19 protein-coding genes are annotated in these 16620 nt (G+C 65.8%); 5 read left to right on the top strand and 14 right to left on the bottom strand.

The annotated features are described in order from the left end of the window. Window positions 1-32 precede the first annotated feature (32 nt). The gene (locus CSQ99_RS05670; protein ID WP_099038067.1) at window positions 33-1493 is read right to left on the bottom strand and encodes a glycine hydroxymethyltransferase; all 1461 of its coding nucleotides are present in this window, start codon (window positions 1491-1493) and stop codon (window positions 33-35) included. Between the two features lie 18 nt (window positions 1494-1511). Then, complete coding sequence (locus tag CSQ99_RS05675; protein WP_099038068.1) at window positions 1512-2723, bottom strand: DUF885 domain-containing protein; 1212 nt, start codon at window positions 2721-2723, stop codon at window positions 1512-1514. A gap of 30 nt (window positions 2724-2753) precedes the next feature. Between CSQ99_RS05675 and coaA the strand changes: the two genes are divergently transcribed. Next, window positions 2754-3692, top strand: a complete 939-nt coding sequence (gene coaA, locus CSQ99_RS05680) for a type I pantothenate kinase (RefSeq protein ID WP_099038069.1) — start codon at window positions 2754-2756, stop codon at window positions 3690-3692. Window positions 3693-3758: 66 nt separating this feature from the next. On the opposite strand, the gene CSQ99_RS05685 is transcribed toward coaA, so the two are convergent. From CSQ99_RS05685 to CSQ99_RS05700, 4 genes are all read right to left on the bottom strand, one after another. Continuing rightward, entirely contained in the window at window positions 3759-4169 is a 411-nt protein-coding gene (locus CSQ99_RS05685; protein WP_099038070.1) for a hypothetical protein, read from the bottom strand. A 93-nt stretch (window positions 4170-4262) separates the two neighbouring features. After that, window positions 4263-4697, bottom strand: coding sequence for a hypothetical protein (locus CSQ99_RS05690; RefSeq protein WP_099038106.1), 435 nt, complete (start codon window positions 4695-4697; stop codon window positions 4263-4265). An 83-nt stretch (window positions 4698-4780) separates the two neighbouring features. Then, a complete protein-coding gene (locus CSQ99_RS05695; protein WP_099038071.1) occupies window positions 4781-6133 on the bottom strand; it encodes a hypothetical protein in 1353 nt (450 codons plus the stop codon). A gap of 79 nt (window positions 6134-6212) precedes the next feature. After that, the gene (locus CSQ99_RS05700; protein WP_099038072.1) at window positions 6213-7010 is read right to left on the bottom strand and encodes a (2Z,6E)-farnesyl diphosphate synthase; all 798 of its coding nucleotides are present in this window, start codon (window positions 7008-7010) and stop codon (window positions 6213-6215) included. Window positions 7011-7064: 54 nt separating this feature from the next. Between CSQ99_RS05700 and trhA the strand changes: the two genes are divergently transcribed. Then, a complete protein-coding gene (gene trhA, locus CSQ99_RS05705; protein ID WP_099038107.1) occupies window positions 7065-7799 on the top strand; it encodes a PAQR family membrane homeostasis protein TrhA in 735 nt (244 codons plus the stop codon). A 51-nt stretch (window positions 7800-7850) separates the two neighbouring features. Here the strand turns inward: trhA and CSQ99_RS05710 are convergent, their stop codons facing one another. The 4 genes from CSQ99_RS05710 to mca are packed head-to-tail and all read right to left on the bottom strand — an operon-like array spanning window position 7851 to window position 11358. Further along, window positions 7851-8222, bottom strand: a complete 372-nt coding sequence (locus tag CSQ99_RS05710) for a nuclear transport factor 2 family protein (protein WP_099038073.1) — start codon at window positions 8220-8222, stop codon at window positions 7851-7853. Window positions 8223-8232: 10 nt separating this feature from the next. After that, entirely contained in the window at window positions 8233-10257 is a 2025-nt protein-coding gene (locus CSQ99_RS05715) for a thioredoxin domain-containing protein (protein WP_176560885.1), read from the bottom strand. Then, window positions 10244-10489: a hypothetical protein gene (locus CSQ99_RS05720; protein ID WP_099038075.1), complete on the bottom strand. Its 246-nt coding sequence runs from the start codon at window positions 10487-10489 to the stop codon at window positions 10244-10246. Before CSQ99_RS05720 ends, CSQ99_RS05715 begins: the two co-directional genes overlap by 14 nt. After that, on the bottom strand, window positions 10486-11358 hold the full coding sequence (gene mca, locus CSQ99_RS05725; RefSeq protein ID WP_099038108.1) for a mycothiol conjugate amidase Mca: 873 nt from the start codon (window positions 11356-11358) through the stop codon (window positions 10486-10488). The genes CSQ99_RS05720 and mca overlap by 4 nt, the downstream gene beginning before the upstream one ends. 126 nt (window positions 11359-11484) lie before the next feature. Here mca and CSQ99_RS05730 point away from each other — a divergent pair, with 126 nt between their 5' ends. From CSQ99_RS05730 to CSQ99_RS05740, 3 genes are all read left to right on the top strand, one after another. After that, on the top strand, window positions 11485-11904 hold the full coding sequence (locus CSQ99_RS05730) for a DUF4307 domain-containing protein (RefSeq protein WP_099038076.1): 420 nt from the start codon (window positions 11485-11487) through the stop codon (window positions 11902-11904). A gap of 235 nt (window positions 11905-12139) precedes the next feature. Then, window positions 12140-12634, top strand: a complete 495-nt coding sequence (greA, locus tag CSQ99_RS05735; RefSeq protein ID WP_099038077.1) for a transcription elongation factor GreA — start codon at window positions 12140-12142, stop codon at window positions 12632-12634. Between the two features lie 36 nt (window positions 12635-12670). Next, window positions 12671-13333: a GOLPH3/VPS74 family protein gene (locus tag CSQ99_RS05740; RefSeq protein ID WP_099038078.1), complete on the top strand. Its 663-nt coding sequence runs from the start codon at window positions 12671-12673 to the stop codon at window positions 13331-13333. Here CSQ99_RS05740 and CSQ99_RS05745 read toward each other — a convergent pair. The 4 genes from CSQ99_RS05745 to CSQ99_RS05760 all read right to left on the bottom strand — a co-directional run. Then, entirely contained in the window at window positions 13325-14494 is a 1170-nt protein-coding gene (locus CSQ99_RS05745; RefSeq protein ID WP_099038079.1) for a cystathionine gamma-synthase, read from the bottom strand. The two genes, CSQ99_RS05740 and CSQ99_RS05745, sit on opposite strands and share 9 nt — an antisense overlap. Before the next feature lie 6 nt (window positions 14495-14500). Beyond that, entirely contained in the window at window positions 14501-15085 is a 585-nt protein-coding gene (locus CSQ99_RS05750; protein WP_245908711.1) for an RDD family protein, read from the bottom strand. Between the two features lie 10 nt (window positions 15086-15095). Further along, window positions 15096-15641 carry an RDD family protein gene (locus tag CSQ99_RS05755; RefSeq protein ID WP_099038080.1) on the bottom strand — a complete coding sequence of 182 codons (546 nt, stop codon included), beginning with the start codon at window positions 15639-15641 and terminating at the stop codon, window positions 15096-15098. 118 nt (window positions 15642-15759) lie between these two features. Further along, on the bottom strand, window positions 15760-16620 hold an 861-nt coding region (locus tag CSQ99_RS05760), incomplete at its 5' end, for a DUF2189 domain-containing protein (protein ID WP_099038110.1).

Here is a 16620-nt window from a genome sequence, read left to right on the forward strand (position 1 = left end):
CACAGGTTTCCAAAAATCGCTGCAGGGCGTGTCTACAACGTCAGCCCCGGGTACAGCGGGTTTGCCGCGAGCAGTTCGGAGGCGGCGGCGTGCACCCGGTCGGCGACTCCGTCGGCCATCTTGTACTTGGCCTTCGACGGACCACTAGGCCCGTCCGCCGCTTCCGTGTTGGACAACACCTCGACGACCAGCTCAGCCACCCGGTCGAAGTCGTCGGCGCCGAATCCGCGGGTGGTCAACGCCGGTGTGCCCAGCCGGACACCGCTGGTGTACCAGGCTCCGTTCGGATCGGCGGGAATCGCATTGCGGTTGGTGACGATCCCCGAGTCCAGCAGCGCCGACTCCGCCTGCCGCCCGGTCAGCCCGAACGAGGTCACATCGAGCAGCACGAGATGGTTGTCGGTACCACCGGTGACCAGGCCCGCGTCCCGCTTGGTGAACCCGTCGGCCAGGGCCTGCGCGTTGTCGGCGATGGACTGCGCATACGCCTGGAACGACGGTTGACGGGCCTCGGCCAGCGCGACGGCCTTGGCGGCCATCACATGCGACAACGGGCCGCCGAGCACCATCGGGCAGCCCTTGTCGACCGCGGGCGCGTACTCCTCGGTGGCCAGGATCAGCCCACCTCGCGGTCCGCGCAGCGACTTGTGCGTCGTCGTCGTGGTGATGTGCGCGTGCGGCACCGGGTCCTCGTCACCGGTGAACACCTTGCCCGCGACCAGGCCGGCGAAGTGCGCCATGTCGACCATCAGCGTGGCGCCGACCTCGTCGGCGATCTCGCGCATCTTCGCGAAGTTGACCCGGCGCGGATACGCCGAGTAGCCGGCGACGAGCACCAGCGGTTTGAACTCACGGGCGAGCGCGGCCACAGCGTCGTAGTCGATAAAACCCGTCTCGGGGTTGGTGCCGTACTGGCGCTGGTGGAACATCTTGCCGGAGATGTTGGGCCGGAAGCCGTGGGTCAGGTGGCCACCGGTATCCAGCGACATGCCGAGCAGGCGCTGGTTTCCGAGCTTGTTCCGCAGCGTCTCCCAGTCGGCCTCGGAGAGATCGTTGACGTGCTTGGCGCCGAGTTCCGCCAGGCCGGGAGCTTCGACCCGGGTCGCCAGGATGGCCCAGTAGGCCACCAGGTTGGCGTCAATGCCGGAGTGCGGTTGGGCGTACGCGTAGGGCGCACCGAACAGTTCGCGCGCGTGTTCGGCGGCCAGCGCCTCGACGGTGTCGACGTTCTGGCAGGCGGCGTAGAACCTGTGCCCGATGGTGCCCTCGGCATACTTGTCGGAGAACCAGGTGCCCATGGTGAGCAGCACCGCGGGCGAGGCGTAGTTCTCGCTGGCGATCAGCTTGAGCGAATCCCGTTGATCGGCAAGCTCTTTACGGGTGGCATCGGCGATGCGCGGCTCGACGGACTCGATCACCCGCAACGCGGCACGGTAGGCCTCGCTGGCGGTGTCGGCGTACTCGGCGCCCAGACCAGTGGACTCAGCAGTCATGCAGCTCAGCCTAGTTGGCTAGGCGGTCCGCAGCGTCGACGGGATCAGCGGCTCGTCGAGCAACCTCCCGAACCGCTCCGTCAGGGACACTTCGGACGGCCGCGCCTCCAGCCAGTCCCGCAGCAACCGGTAACCCTCGACGTAGGTGCTGGTGTAGGCGCGCCACAGCGGCGAGGACAAAAACCGCAGCATCTGCCGGGCCCGCTCGTCGTTGACCAATAGCCAGCGCTTGAGGAACTCGACGACGTCGTCGACGTCGCGATGCTCGTCGTGCAGCATCAGCGCGGCGTCCTGGCGTACGTCAGCGAGGGTGGCCGCCGCTTCGGACACCGCCTGCGCCCGTTCGCCATCGAAAACCAGACCCAGATCGGCGTAGATCTCCCCGGCCCAGGCGCCCCAGTTCGGCCCGATCGCCGCGTAGAGAGCCAGGTCGGCCAGGCCCTCGGCCATCAGGCATTGCGGGGTGTTGACGAGAAAGATCGTCTGCTCGTCCTGTCCCTTACCCGCGACCAGCCCGGCCTCCTTCCGGCAGTGCTCGGTGTGGTGACCCGGATAGGACTCGTGGGCCACCAGCCGCGGCAGGTTCGACATCTGCTGCTTGAGGTCGGCGTTCACGGCCACCGTCGAGGTGTAGTTGCCCAGGTAGTAGTTGAACCCCGACCACGGCTTGTCGGTCACCACCTCGTAGGTGATCGTTTCGGCGTCCGGCAGCGGGTATTCGGCCCGGACCCGGTCGCGCAGGGCGCTCGAGAACGCGTGGATGCTTTCCTCCAGGCGATCGGGCGGCACCTCCTCACCAGCGCGGTAAGCCGTCATCCGCTCGGCGAGCGAGCCGCTGCCGCCCAGCGCCTCATCGAGGCTGGCGTGCGCCTGCCGGTATTGCTCGGGGTCGCCCTTGGCGATGCGCACGTCGAAATAGGCCTCGACCTCGTCGACGAACCCAACATCCTGGCCCGAGAATTTGCGCCCGGCACACGCCAGCGCGCGCAGGTGGGCGCCGATGAACTCGGCTCGGCTCGGGTCCAGCTCGGTGCCTGTGCTGAGCTCGGCGAGTAGCCGTTCGGCCTGACGCGCCAGGTCCGCGGGCTCCGGTGACGGCTCGTCGGCGACGATGCGGCGCAGTTCGGGGTCTCCGGTGAAGGAGTCGACGTAGCCGTCCTCGACCCGGTCGAAGCGCAACCCGAGCAACAGATAGTCGCGGACTACCGGAATTGAGGTGCTGGCGTTCATGCGTCCAACGCTAACTGCAAGACTGGGCGTATGCCGCGGCTGAGCGAGCCGAGCCCCTACGTGGAGTTCGACCGGACCGAGTGGCGTTCGTTGCGTATGTCGACCCCGTTGAAGTTGACCGAGGACGAGCTCCTACGGCTGCGCGGTCTCGGTGAGAAGCTCGACCTGCTCGAGGTCGAAGAGGTCTACCTGCCGCTGGCCCGGCTGATTCACCTACAGGTCGCCGCCCGGCAGGCGCTGTTCGCGACGACCGCGCAGTTCCTCGGCGAACCCCAGCAGAATCCGGACCGGCCGGTGCCGTTCATCATCGGCGTGGCGGGCAGCGTCGCCGTCGGCAAGTCGACCACCGCGCGCGTGCTGCAGGCGCTGTTGGCGCGCTGGGAACACCACCCCCGTGTCGACCTGGTCACCACGGATGGCTTCCTGTATCCGAACGACGAGTTGTCCCGACGAAACCTGATGCATCGCAAGGGTTTTCCGGAAAGCTACGATCGGCGGGCACTGATGCGCTTCGTCACCACGGTGAAGTCAGGCTCCGACGCGACGTGCGCACCGGTCTACTCGCACCTGCTCTACGACATCGTCCCCGGCGAGAAGCAGATGATCCGGCATCCCGACATCCTGATCCTCGAGGGCCTCAATGTGCTGCAAACCGGTCCAGCCCTGATGGTTTCGGATCTTTTCGATTTCTCGGTCTATGTCGATGCCCGCATCGAGGACATCGAGCAGTGGTACATCTCCCGGTTCCTGTCGATGCGCGCGGGCGCGTTCGCCGATCCGGCCTCACACTTCCACCACTATTCGACACTGACCGACGATCAGGCCGTGTTCGCCGCGCGCGACATCTGGCATTCGATCAACCGGCCGAACCTGATCGAGAACATTCTGCCGACGCGGCCGCGCGCCACGCTGGTACTGCGCAAGGACGCCGATCACTCGATCAACCGGCTGCGCCTGCGGAAACTCTGAACGCCGAATGGCCACTTATGCCACGCATTTCGCGAGAAACCGTGCCACAAGTGGCCACTCGAGCCGCTACTTCTGGATGCGGCGCACGCCCTGGTACTGCAGCTCGGCCATGATCAGCGTGTAGACGCCGGTCGCCAGCGTCGCCACGACACCGAAGGTGGTCAGCGGGAAGACACCGGCGAGGACGAAGACGATGGATGCCACGGTGTAGAGCACATTGCCGACGGCGATCACGATGCCGGCCTGTTTCACCGAAGGCCTGGCAGCGAGCACGAAAACACCGATCGCGAAGGCGATGAAGAAGGCGCCCATCGAATACTCGAAGGCTTTGGTGGTGCCTGAGACCTCGGCGAGCCACCCCGCGAGCGGAATAGCGGCGATGCCCATGATGGCGCTGCACGTTGCATCGGCGCGTAGGGCGAAGCGCAGGAACGAGTCGGTCGAGGCGCGCAAATTGGGTGTGGTGGTGGCGGTCATGCGATTTCCTTTTCTTTTCTGGGGTGGGTGGACCGTTCCGGAGCCGACGGCGCAACCTCTTACGGCGGCGGCTCCGGACCAGTCATGTGGGAGTCACGTCAACCGACGCACCCCGAGGTACTGCACGTAGGCGAAAGCCAACGTGACCGTGGTGAACGCAATGGTCGAGACCACGCCGAGTTCGGTCAGTGGCAGCCAGCCCGCGACGAGCACGACGGTCACCAAGATCGCGAACGCGATGTTTCCGGCAAGCACGCCGACGCCGACGCGGCGCACATCTGATAGCCCGGCGAGCAGATACAGCGTGGCGCCGTAGGCGACGAGCGCCGCGCCCGCGACCCATTCGGAGGTGGGCGACAGGCCCGAAAGCTTCGACAGCGGATCGGCGGCCATGGCGATCAGCAGGCCGAGGCCGGCGCACAGGGTGGCGTCGGCGCGGAGGGCGAACCGCAACAGTGAACTGTCCGGAGCCGCGGCGGCGACATCAGAGCGGCGGGCCCCGGCGGGACGGGTGGTGATGGCGGTCATGACATCGATGTTGCGCAAAGACCACTGCCAGATCGACGCCACACGCTGCCAGCTGCTGCCAACCCCAGTTCAGACGGGTGAAGCTAGTCCTGCGCGGCCACCAGGTTTCCACGCAGATCGGCGGCGATCAGGCGGGCCGCCGCGTTCTGCCAGTTGTGCAGCGACCGCTGCGGCACCTCGGTGACGAGCCACTGCCAGGCCTGGCGCGCGACGGGATCGAGCCCGGCGGCAGTGGCGTTCTGGGCGTAGGCGCGGACACCGACGACATACGGGAAATAAAGCGAGTTGTAGTACCGCCATTGTTCGGTCGTGCCGAACTCACCGCCGTCGCGCGGCTTGAGGCGAGCGATGCGATCGGCGAGCAGCGCCTTGAGTTCGTTGGCCCGTTCCAGCGGCTGATCGGGAGCAGCACGCGCGGCGAGACGCTCGTCGATGGTCGGCAGCGCCGTGAGCGGGCTGGCGACGAGTTTGGAAAGGTCGCCATAGTGGCCGAGGGCGCGACGGGTGAGCCGGACGAAGGTTTCGTCGTCGACGGCATCGAGCGGGTTGGCCGATCGCAGCGGCAGCGCGGCACCGGTGCTCCGCAGCGCGGCACGGTCGGCCCGCAGCCCCGGAGAGCGGGAGAACGCCAGCCGGTCCAGCACGCCGGCCAGCGGATCGGCCAGCACGTTGATGGCGATCGCAATGGCGAGGCTGGTGAACAGCAACACCGTGAGGGGGGTCTGAGAGCCGGTGACCGCCAGCCCGATCAGCGCCTGCCCGCCGAACAGCAATGCGACCGCGCCTGTCGCGACGAACGAGCGCAGCATGTCGGCGCGCAGCGCCTGCCCCTCGTCGAAGGCATCCCACATCGCGACCGCGACACCGAGCAGCACGACGTCGAAACCCGTGGACGCCAACGCCAGCCAGCTCGGGACCAGTCCGAGCGGGATGACGATGATCGCGTTGCCGAGTGCGAAGAACAGCGTCGCGACGACGACGTAGCCCACGACCGGTCTGGGCTGCCACGGCCCGAAAACCGCACGGAGCATCGCGCCGAGCGAGGACAGCGAGATGACGGCAAACATCACCCAGTGGCCCAGCCGCACTGGGCCGTCGACATTTCCCGCCATCGCTGCGCCGATGAACGCACCCACCGCCACGCAGGCGACGGCGATGAACTCGGTCGCCCGGCTTCGCCAGCTGTCGCGGGGGCGGGACAGCTCAAGAAGTACGGCGAACCATGCGATGCCCGGCACAGTGACGAGGTAGACCTCGATGCTGCTCAGTACGTCCGAGCCGCTCTGGATGCGAACGGCGTCCAGTGCCACCACCGTCGCGAAGCTCGTGAGGCCGATCGCGGCAAGCACCAGAACGGGCTTGCGTGGATCACGGGCCAGCAGATACAGGCCCAGCCACCAGCTGAGCGAGAAGACGAGCGCTGACAGCGCGGCCATAGACCCAGTGTCGCAGGGATGAGCGCCTGCGCGAAGACCGGATCACCTTGATGAGCGCCTGCGCGAAGACCGGATCGACCTACATGCCGTAGCGGCGGTGACGCGCGGTGTAATCGCGCAGCGCTCGCAGGAAGTCCACGCGCCGGAACTCCGGCCAGTACGCCTCCGTGAACCACATCTCCGAGTAGGCGCTCTGCCACAGCAGGAAGCCCGACAACCGCTGCTCGCCGGACGTGCGGATCACCAGGTCGGGGTCGGGCTGCCCCGAGGTGTAGAGATTCTCCGAGATTCCATCTTCGGTGACGGCCTCGATCAGCTGGTCGCCGCTCTTGCCGTTCGCAAGTTCCTTGCCGAGCAGTTGTCGCACGGCGTCGACGATCTCCTGGCGGCCCCCGTACCCGACGGCGACGTTGACATGGAACAACCCGGCAGTGGTTTCGGACTGGGTCGACTCGACGGCTTCCCGCAACCGCCGGGCCGGCTCCTCACCGATCAACTCGAGGTCCCCGACGGTGCGCACGCTCCACCGGTTGGCGGGGGCGCAGATTTCCTCGACGACGTCGGTGATGATTCCGATCAACGTCGCCAATTCGGTGGGTTCGCGTTGCAGGTTCTCGGTGGAAAGCAGGTACACAGTGGCCATCTCGACGCCGGCCTCCTGGCACCAGCGCAGCATCTCGGCGATCTTGTGCGCACCCATTCGGTACCCGTAGCTGACGTCGTCGTGACCAGCGTCACGCGCCCACCGCCGATTTCCGTCGCAAAGTACCGCGATGTGGCGTGGGAGCTCGGATTTCGAAGAAGCCAGGCCTTGGCGCAACCGCATCTCGTAGAGGCGGTACATCGGTTCCTTGAGTCGCGAAGGAATGATGGCCACCGAATCAGACTACTGTGGCGTTCGAATCCCCCAGGGCATTAAGTGGAGGTGAACATGGTGCAGGTCGATGCCGACGAGGCTCAGCAACAACCGGCGCGGGTCTACGCGGAGGATTTTCCCGAAGCGGTGGTCGACGGCGTCGCCAACTTCTTCCACAAGCCGCGGTTACGGGGCTGGATTCACGTCTACTCGGCGGTCATCGCGTTCATCGCCGGAGCGGCGTTGGTGTCGGTGTCATGGTCGCTGGTGTCGACGCGGGCGGGCCTGGCCACCCTGGTCTATACGCTGACGATCGTCGCGATGTTCGCGGTGAGCGGCGCGTATCACCGGGTGAACTGGCGCTCGGATACGGCGCGAAAGTGGATGAAGCGCCTCGATCACTCGATGATCTTCATCTTCATCGCCGGCAGCTACACGCCGTTCGCGATGCTGGCGCTGCCGGAGTCCGACGGCCTGGTCTTGTTGGCGATCGTCTGGGCCGGCGCGATTGCCGGGGTGTTGCTCAAGATGTTCTGGCCGTCGGCTCCGCGCTGGGTCGGCGTGCCGCTCTACCTGTTGCTGGGCTGGGTGGCGGCGTGGTTCGTCGGGCCGATCCTGCACGGCGCGGGCGTCGCCGCGCTGGTGCTGCTGATCGTCGGGGGCGCGCTCTACAGCATCGGCGGAGTGCTCTACGGCCTCAAGTGGCCGAATCCGTGGCCGCAGACGTTCGGCCACCACGAGTTCTTCCACGCGTGCACGGCGGTGGCTGCCATCTGCCACTACATCGCGATGTGGTTCGCCGTCTTCTAGTGAATCGGGCGCGCAAACCGACCGCAGCGGTAGGTGGGCGCGCCGAAATCGCTAGAGCTGGGTCATGTTCTCCGGGGTCCAGTAGGCCTTCATCGACGCGATCTTGCCGTCGGCGTTGAACGTCATGACGCTGATGATGTCGATACTCATCTTGGCGTCACCGATACTGATCGTCAGCGTCCAATGAAACGCCACCTCGTTGCCCAGTGCCCGCAGGGTGAGGACGTCGGTGCCGTTGTCGCCCTGCGGAATGGCCGAGTAGAAGCCGCGGATCGCCTGGGTCCCGATGTGCACCTCGCTGCCGACGGGATCCTCGACGGTGGCATCGTCGGCATAGAGCTCGACGATGTCGTCAACCTTTCCCTTCGCGGCGTATTCGAGGTAGCGGTTGACGGTCGCGGCATTGGCCTCAGGCGTTGGCATGCGCCGAAGGCTACACGGACACGCCGAGAGCGACCGCGAGATCCCCGGCAGTGGTGACCGGCAGATCGCAGGTCCGTCCTCGGCACACATAGGCGGCATCGGCCCCGGCCACCCGGTCACGGTCGGCCAGCAGTTCCGAGGAGTTGACTGGGCCGCCGACCACGATCGCACCCCCTGGGGCCAGCATGCGCGCCGATGCCAGCAGCTCCGAAACCACGGGATCGCAGGCCACGGCGATCTGAATCGGCCCGCGCACAGCAGCTTCGGCGACGGCCAGCCAATGTCCACCCGAGCGCGCCGAACGCGCGAGGATGGGCGCCGCGCCGGCCAACGTGGCCTCGGCCGCCGACGCGTACACGTCGGCGCCTTGCCCCGGAGCCAGGTGTGCCGCCAACAGCAGCGCCTCGGCAATCAAGGAGGCGCCCGACGGCGTCGCTCCGTCAAGCGGGTCGGCGGGCCGAACCATAAGTGCCTCAGCGTCATCCGCCGTGTCGAACCAGCGGCCGGTCGTCTCCGCGTCGGCGAAATGCGCTAGCACAATGTCAAGCAACGACGTGGCGGCACTGAGCCACGACGCCTCACCCGTCAGTTGATAGAGCGTCAACAGACCGGTGGCCAGCGCCGCGTGGTCCTCCAGAATGCCCGCGCTTTCGCCGACACGACCGCCAAGGCTGGCCCGGCGCAATCGGCCATCCACGATGTGCAAGTCGATGATGCTCTGCGCACATTGCGTTGCGGCGAGCAGGAATTCGGGTTCGTCGAGTGCCACCGAGGCCTCGGCGAGGGCGGTGATCGCCAGCCCGTTCCACGCGGTGACAACCTTGTCGTCGCGGCCCGGTTGGGGCCGTAGGTGCCGGGCGGCCAACAGCGCGGTCCGCACCCGATCGAACCGCTGGCCGTCGTCAGGGTCATGCGGCAGCTGCAGGACCGAGCTGCCGAGTTCGAAGGTTCCGTCATCGGTGACATGGAAAAGCTCCGCAGCCCAACGGCCGTCATCGGGCCCCAGGACGTCGCGCAACTCGGCGGACGTCCATACGTACGTCGAGCCCTCGCGACCGTCGGCGTCGGCGTCCAGCGACGAGGTGAACATGCCGTCGGCGCCGAGGTCGTCGATCAGGAAAACCGCTGTTTCACCGGCTACCCTGCGCGCCAACGGGTTCGACGTACGTCGGGCCCAGTGCGCGTAGGCGCGCAGCAGCAGGGCGTTGTCGTAGAGCATCTTCTCGAAATGCGGCACGACCCATGAATCGTCGACGCTGTAGCGCGCAAAACCCCCGGCCAACTGGTCGTAGATGCCGCCACGCGCCATCGCCGTACAGGTCCGCCCGACCGCCTCCAGCGGCATCCCGTCATGTGTACGTTCGTGGCTGCGCAGCAGCGCCTCCAATAATGCGGACGGCGGAAACTTCGGTGCCCCAGACTGATTGGTGATGAATCCACCCCTCACCCGATCCTCGCCCTGAAGGATCGCGGCAACAGCATGGTCGCAAAGCGCCGGATCAACCGGCGGCCCACCACGGGGCAAGCCCGCCGCCATCGACTGCAGCTCGCCCCTGATGCGGTCGGAGGCCTCTTCGACCTCACCGCGGCGCGTGCGCCAGGTGTCGGAGACTGCGGCGAGCAGCTGCAGGAAATTGGCCTTGGGGTAATACGTGCCGCAGAAGAACGGCCGGCCGTCCGGAGTCAGGAAGCATGTCATGGGCCAACCGCCCTGACCCGTCAATGCGACAGTGGCGTTCATGTAGACCGCGTCGACGTCGGGCCGTTCCTCACGGTCGACCTTGATGTTCACGAAGCCTTCGTTCATCGCGGCGGCAACCTGCTCGTCTTCGAAAGATTCGTGTGCCATCACATGACACCAGTGACAAGCCGCGTATCCGATCGACAGCAGGATCGGCAGGTCCCGCGACGCCGCCTCGGCCAGCGCCTGCGGTGTCCACTGCTGCCAGTGCACCGGGTTGTCGGCGTGCTGGCGCAGATAGGGACTGGTGGCCGCGGCCAGGGTGTTCTGCCCCGACGGTTCAGCCGGACTCACGCTTGCTCTCGGCATCGCCGGGTTGCTCATCGGGCTGCCCGTCGGGTTCGTCGAAGGACTTCGGCAGCTTGCGCAGGTGCCGGTTCATCGACCAGACCAGGCCGAACGTGCCGATCAGCAACAGCACGATGACGAGTAACCCGACTGGACTGGCCTTGCCGAAGTCCGGGCCGGTCTGGCGCGGTGGATCCTGCGCCAGCAGGCCGATGATGGTCAGTGCGAAGTCGTTCATGCCTCGATCTCGATTCCTGCGAACAGGTCCGTCTCGGGCAGCGACACCTTGACGCGGGAGCGCGCCAACTCGAATTCCTCTGTCGGCCAGAGTCGCTGTTGCCATTCGATCGGCGCCCGAAAGAAGTCGCCATTGGGGTCGATCTGGGTGGCGTGCGCACGTAACGCGTCATCGCGCTTGGCGAAGTACTTCGCACACTCGATCCGGGTGGTCACCCGCTTCTCGAAGATGTCATGGTCGGATTCCCAGTGCTTGAGCCATTTCTCGAACGGGCCCACTTCGCCGTGTTTGGCGAACTCGTCCTGGATCAGCTGCATCCGCTTGCGAAGGAAGCCGTGGTTGTAATACAGCTTTTGCACGTTCCACGGCTCACCGGCGTCGGGGAACAGCAGGTAGTCGCCCGCTGCCTCATACGCGGCGACCGACACCTGGTGGCACCGGATGTGATCGGGATGCGGGTAGCCGCCGTTCTCGTCATAGGTGGTCAACACGTGGGGCCGAAACTTGCGGATGATGCGAACCAGCGATTCGGTGGGCTCCTCGAGTGGCACCACGGCGAAGCAACCGTCGGGCAGCGGCGGCGGCGGATCGCCCTCGGGCAGGCCCGAGTCGACGAAGCCGAGCCAGTGATGTTCGACGCCGAGAATCTCGGCGGCCTTCGCCATCTCGTCGCGACGGATCTCGGTCATCCGGCCGTGCACCTCGGGCAGGTCCATGGCCGGGTTGAGGATGTCGCCGCGCTCGCCGCCGGTGAGCGTCACCACCATGACGCGCGCGCCCTCGTCCGCGTACCGTGCCGTGGCGGCCGCACCCTTGCTGGACTCGTCGTCCGGGTGGGCGTGCACCGCCATCAACCGCAGTTCACTCAACCTTTTCTGCCTCATCTCGGTCCCGAAGATGCCGCAATCCGACATTCCCGAGAGGTATCAACAATTACGAGTAGTCCTATAGTTCCAGTTCTGTAGATCCATCCGACCGACGGGCATGAAAACTAGATGATCGAGCGTCCCGCCGCGCGCTACGGGCGGCAGCGGTTGACCCGCCGACAGCGCCGCCTGATCGCCGGTGGGCTGACCGCGCTTGTCCTGGTGGCCGGGGTGACGATCGCGGTCGTCGCCTCGGGGTGGTTCGGCGGTGCGGTCAAGGGCGAACTGGGTGGCTACCGCCTTGTCGACGACGAGACCGTCGACGTCACGATCACCGTCACCCGGGAGGATCCCGCTGCCCCGGTGGTGTGCATCGTGCGGGCCCGTTCGTTCGACGGCGGCGAAACCGGCCGCCGCGAGGTGCTGGTGCCGCCGTCCGCCCAGCAAACTGTGCAGGTGACGACCACGGTCAAGTCGAGCAGACCGCCGGTCGTCGGCGATGTGTACGGCTGCGGCACCGACGTTCCCGCCTATCTCGTGGCCCCTTAGAACGGACTGCGAAGCGAATACAACAAACGCCGAACTGCGAATACGTGAAAATCCGCTGTCCGCGCGGTGCTACCATGGAGCGATACACGGTTCCCCGCTGGGACCGTGTATTGCTGCATTTAGTGCGCTGATTAGGCGAGGACGACGGCGGCAATACATGTAGAGCTCCCGGCGCCGAAACATGACACTTCTTACGCGAACGAGCGCGAGAGCAACGACGAAGGGGCGCGACATCATGACCGACACGCAGGTCACGTGGCTGACGGAGGAAGCACACGACCGGCTGAAGGCAGAGCTCGATCAGCTGATCGCCAACCGGCCCGTCATCGCCGCAGAGATCAACGACCGCCGCGAAGAAGGCGACCTGCGCGAGAACGGCGGCTACCACGCCGCCCGCGACCAGCAGGGCCAAGAAGAAGCGCGGATCCGACAGTTGCAGGAGCTGCTGAACAACGCCAAGGTCGGCGAAGCGCCCAAGCAGTCCGGCGTCGCGCTCCCCGGTTCCGTGGTCAAGGTGCAGTACGGCGACGACAAGAGCGATACCGAGACGTTCCTGATCGCCACCCGTCAAGAGGGTGTCAAGGACGGCAAGCTCGAGGTGTACTCGCCGAAGTCGCCGCTGGGCGAAGCGCTGATCGACGCCAAGGTCGGCGACGTCCGCTCCTATCTCATTCCCAACGGGAACACCGTCAAGGTGACACTTCTCAGCGCTGAGCCCTACCACTCCTGAGACGGCTCCCGCTGGGCGTCGCATACAGTCCGCACTATGGCGCAGATCGCTGAGGAGCTCCTTCTGCTCCTGCTCGACAACGCGTCGGCCCAGCCCGCACTGGAACGTCACCTGCGCGAACGTGTGCTGGCGGCCGCAGTCCTGGCCGATCTCGCCTACGCCTGCAAGATCCGGCCCGCGGTGGCCGAAGATGGGCTCGAGCCCGGTCGGCTGATCGCGCTGTCGGCGCCCGGCCTGACGGATCCGGTTTCTGAGTCGGCGTTCACGCTACTGCGGCGACGGCCGTTTCGACCGGTCGCGGCCGTCAAGAGGCTATCCAAGCGCACCGAGGGCGATCTCACTCACCATCTCGAGCAGACCGGCCAGATACGGCGTATTCGGTTGCAGTCCAAACGATTCACCCATCCGTACGCCTGGCCGCTGACCAGCCGTGGCCGGGTGGGTCAGGCCCGTTCAGCGCTGCTGGCAGCCCTGTTCGACCGAAGGCCGCCGACGCCGTCGACCGCCGCGATCATCACGTTGCTCCATGCTGTCGACGGGCTCGGCGCGCTGCTGTCGCTCAACGATCGCGGGTGGCGGTGGGTACACGCCCGGGCCGGCGAAATTGCAAGCGGCAGTTGGGTTGACGAGTATCCGACCGCGCTGCCCGAGGTGAATCTGGCGGTCACCGCGTCGGCGCTGCGGCAGGCGCTAACCTAGCGCGTGCTCCAGATCGGCGAGCAGATCCGACGAATCCTCGATGCCCACCGACAGGCGCACAAGATCGTCGGGCACCTCCAACTGAGAACCCGCCGTCGAGGCGTGCGTCATCGCCCCGGGATGCTCGATCAACGACTCCACTCCACCCAACGATTCGGCGAGAATGAAAATTTCTGTGCCCGCGCACAACTTGCGGGCAGCATCCGGACCGCCCCGCATCCGCACCGAGACCATGCCACCGAATCCGCTCATCTGCTTCGCAGCGATGTCGTGGCCGGGGTGAGTGGGCAGTCCGGGATAGAGCACAGTCGAGATCGCCGGGTGGTTCGCAAGGAACTCGGCGACCAGTGCGGCATTCTCGCTGTGCTGGCGCATCCGCAGCACCAGAGTCTTGAGCCCGCGCATGGTGAGGTAGGCATCGAACGGGCCCGCGACGGCACCCGCACCGTTCTGCAGAAATGCGAACGCGGCGTCGAGTTCTTCATCGCTTGTCAGCAGCGCACCACCGACGACGTCGGAATGACCACCGATGTACTTGGTCGTCGAATGGAGCACGATATCCGCGCCGAGCGTCAGCGGCTGCTGCAGTGCCGGCGAGGCGAAAGTGTTGTCCACCAACACTTTTACATTTTGCGCCGAAGCGTTCGATTCCTCGGCGATCTGCGCGATGCCTGCGATATCGGCGATGGACAGCAGCGGGTTGGTCGGCGTCTCGACCCAGATCAGCTTGGTCTGGCCGCTGATCGCGGCCCGGACCGCGTCGAGGTCGGCCAATGAAACGGCGGTGTAGTCGATGCCCCACTGTGTGAACACCTTGTCGATCAGACGAAAGGTGCCCCCGTAGGCGTCGTCGGGCATGACGACGTGATCGCCCGGCCGAAGCACAGCGCGCAGCGCGCAATCGGTGGCGGCCATACCCGAGGCGAACGCCCGTCCGTAGTCGGCCTCCTCGACGGCGGCCAGCGACGCTTCCAACGCAGTACGGGTCGGATTGCCGGTGCGGGCGTATTCGTATCCACCTCGCAGCCCGCCGACCCCGTCCTGGGCGAAGGTCGAGCTGGCGTAGATGGGCGCATTGACGGCACCGGTGGCCGGGTCAGGCCGGAAACCTGCGTGGATGGCCTTGGTGGCGAGCCCCCGCGACCTGTGTTGTTCAGTCATCACCGATCAGGGTAGCGGGGGGAACCACGGCGGCGGGTGGGCGTCCAGCGGGACGCAGGCGGTGCCTACCATCTTGTCGGCGAGCGTCTGACGTTTCTTGTCCCACAACGGCCACAGGTAGCCGACGTAGCACAGGAGTTGGTCCACGTAGTGGGCGATCTGGCGGACCAACGACATCCAGAACCCGATGGGCTGCCAGGTCTTCTCGCTGACCACCTGGAACTTCATCACCGATTTGCCGATGCTCTGTCCCGTTCTGCCCTGGCGGTAGCAGAAGTTCCAGAAGAAGTAGACGGCCCCCGGCAGAACGGCGATGAACTGGACCGACGTCCAGAAGTCCGAGACCGCGGTCGAGCAGTAACTGTCGCCACTGCCGTAGATGCTGTCGAGGCACTCCACGTCGCCCGCGACCAGGAGGCCGACGAAGGGAATCAAGGTGATCACCCAGATCGGAGCCCAGTCGATGAGGCTGGCGACCACTCGGGTGGTCCACTGCGTATATGCCTTTTTCGGCAGCACCCGGGCCGGCGGCGGATAGGTCTGCTGCGGCGGAGGCGAATTGTCCGGTGGATGCGGTGGTGGCGCGGTCACGTACACCTATCTACAGCGGTACGCAGACGGTCTTCATGAGCTTGTCGGCAATCGTCTGACGCTTGGCATCCCAGAGCGGAAACAGGAACCCGATATAGCAAATGAGTACGTCGACACCGTGCGCGATCTGGCGCAGGAGCGACTTGAGAACTCCGATCGGCTGCTGCGTCCGCTCGCCGACGACCTTGAACTTCATCATCTTCTTGCCGATGCTGGACCCGGTATTACCTTGACGCACAACGAGATTCCACAGATAGAACACCATGGCGATTAGAACGCAAACCGAGAAGATGAGCCATGCCGTTGTCGATGGACCGCTGTCGCCGGTGGCGCAGAAAGCGCCATCCACGCATACCGTTTCCACCTGCCGGAAGGCGTATAGGACGACGCCACCGATTATCGCGAGTAGGTAAACCGGGATGCTGTCGATCACATACGCGAGCACACGGGTGAACCACGGCGTGTAATGGCTCCCATCCGCTGTCGACCCCTGGGCTAAACCGATCTGCCGTGGCGGTTGGTAGCCACCCCCTGGCGGCGGCGGTTGACTGCTCACGTGTGCCCCTACTGTCAATCCATCGCGACTGGTCGCAGCTTACGGATGTGATCGCAACGGCGCAGGGACTCGCAGAGACCTGGCCTGCGCACACTCGCGCAGACCAGGCCTTCCACGATTACGGCGTCAGCGGCGCGAGCTGGCCGTTGGTGAGCTTCCGGTAGGCGCACACCAGGAACAGCGCGGACACCGGGAGCGCGACGATCAAGCCGATGCCGCAGAGCAGCGCGCCGACCACGGCGATCACGCCGGCGACCAGCCAGGTGAGGATCACCGGCCCGATGTTGTTCTTGGTGATCTCCACGCTCTGCTTGATCGCATCGATCGGCGACGCGTTGCGGTCGACGATGATGACCGTGGTGAACAGCGTGAAGACAGCGATCACGAGCCCGATGATGAAGCAGAACGAGCCGATACCGGCTGCGACGCCGATGATCAGGGTCGCAATGATCACACTGCCGACGTTGCGCGGCTTGAAGAACGATCCGATCGTCACCGGCTGCCCGTTGGCGATATCCAAAAGACCACCCAGATAAGCGGATTGAATCGCCGCCGCGACCACCATCAGGATGATGTAGCCGACGATGAGTACGAGGATGCTCGCGAAGCCGAAGCTCGCCTCATAGCTGTAGCTGTTGCCGTAGGACTCGTAGCTCTGCGTCGGTGCGAGCGCGAACGCCAGGCCGTAGACGGCGCCGACGAGTATGCCGACGATGATTCCGTACACCACCGCAGGGACGATGAGTGCGACGGCGTTCTTGGTGAACTTGTTCCATGCCCACGAGAACGTCTCACCGACGTTAAATGCCTGCGCGCCAGGGAAACCCGGGCCAGCCGGCGGATAACCGCCGGGTGCGCCAGGTGGCGGATAACCCGCGTGCTGGGGCGGCGGGTAGCCACCCGGTGCGTAACCCGGCGGAGGCGGTGCGTAACCCGGCGGGGGCGGCGGTGGGTAGTTACCACCCGGCTGGGGCGGCGG

Origin of the sequence: Mycobacterium neglectum, assembly GCF_002591975.1 — a bacterium.
Lineage (GTDB): Bacteria > Actinomycetota > Actinomycetes > Mycobacteriales > Mycobacteriaceae > Mycobacterium > Mycobacterium neglectum.

Bases quoted from the DNA above. Each gene is read 5' to 3' on its own strand.
- CSQ99_RS05670 (WP_099038067.1), bottom strand. From the start codon at position 1,493: ATGACTGCTGAGTCCACTGGTCTGGGCGCCGAGTACGCCGACACCGCC.
- CSQ99_RS05675 (WP_099038068.1), bottom strand. From the start codon at position 2,723: ATGAACGCCAGCACCTCAATTCCGGTAGTCCGCGACTATCTGTTGCTC.
- coaA (WP_099038069.1), top strand. From the start codon at position 2,754: ATGCCGCGGCTGAGCGAGCCGAGCCCCTACGTGGAGTTCGACCGGACC.
- CSQ99_RS05685 (WP_099038070.1), bottom strand. From the start codon at position 4,169: ATGACCGCCACCACCACACCCAATTTGCGCGCCTCGACCGACTCGTTC.
- CSQ99_RS05690 (WP_099038106.1), bottom strand. From the start codon at position 4,697: ATGACCGCCATCACCACCCGTCCCGCCGGGGCCCGCCGCTCTGATGTC.
- CSQ99_RS05695 (WP_099038071.1), bottom strand. From the start codon at position 6,133: ATGGCCGCGCTGTCAGCGCTCGTCTTCTCGCTCAGCTGGTGGCTGGGC.
- trhA (WP_099038107.1), top strand. From the start codon at position 7,065: ATGGTGCAGGTCGATGCCGACGAGGCTCAGCAACAACCGGCGCGGGTC.
- CSQ99_RS05710 (WP_099038073.1), bottom strand. From the start codon at position 8,222: ATGCCAACGCCTGAGGCCAATGCCGCGACCGTCAACCGCTACCTCGAA.
- CSQ99_RS05720 (WP_099038075.1), bottom strand. From the start codon at position 10,489: ATGAACGACTTCGCACTGACCATCATCGGCCTGCTGGCGCAGGATCCA.
- CSQ99_RS05730 (WP_099038076.1), top strand. From the start codon at position 11,485: ATGATCGAGCGTCCCGCCGCGCGCTACGGGCGGCAGCGGTTGACCCGC.
- greA (WP_099038077.1), top strand. From the start codon at position 12,140: ATGACCGACACGCAGGTCACGTGGCTGACGGAGGAAGCACACGACCGG.
- CSQ99_RS05740 (WP_099038078.1), top strand. From the start codon at position 12,671: ATGGCGCAGATCGCTGAGGAGCTCCTTCTGCTCCTGCTCGACAACGCG.
- CSQ99_RS05745 (WP_099038079.1), bottom strand. From the start codon at position 14,494: ATGACTGAACAACACAGGTCGCGGGGGCTCGCCACCAAGGCCATCCAC.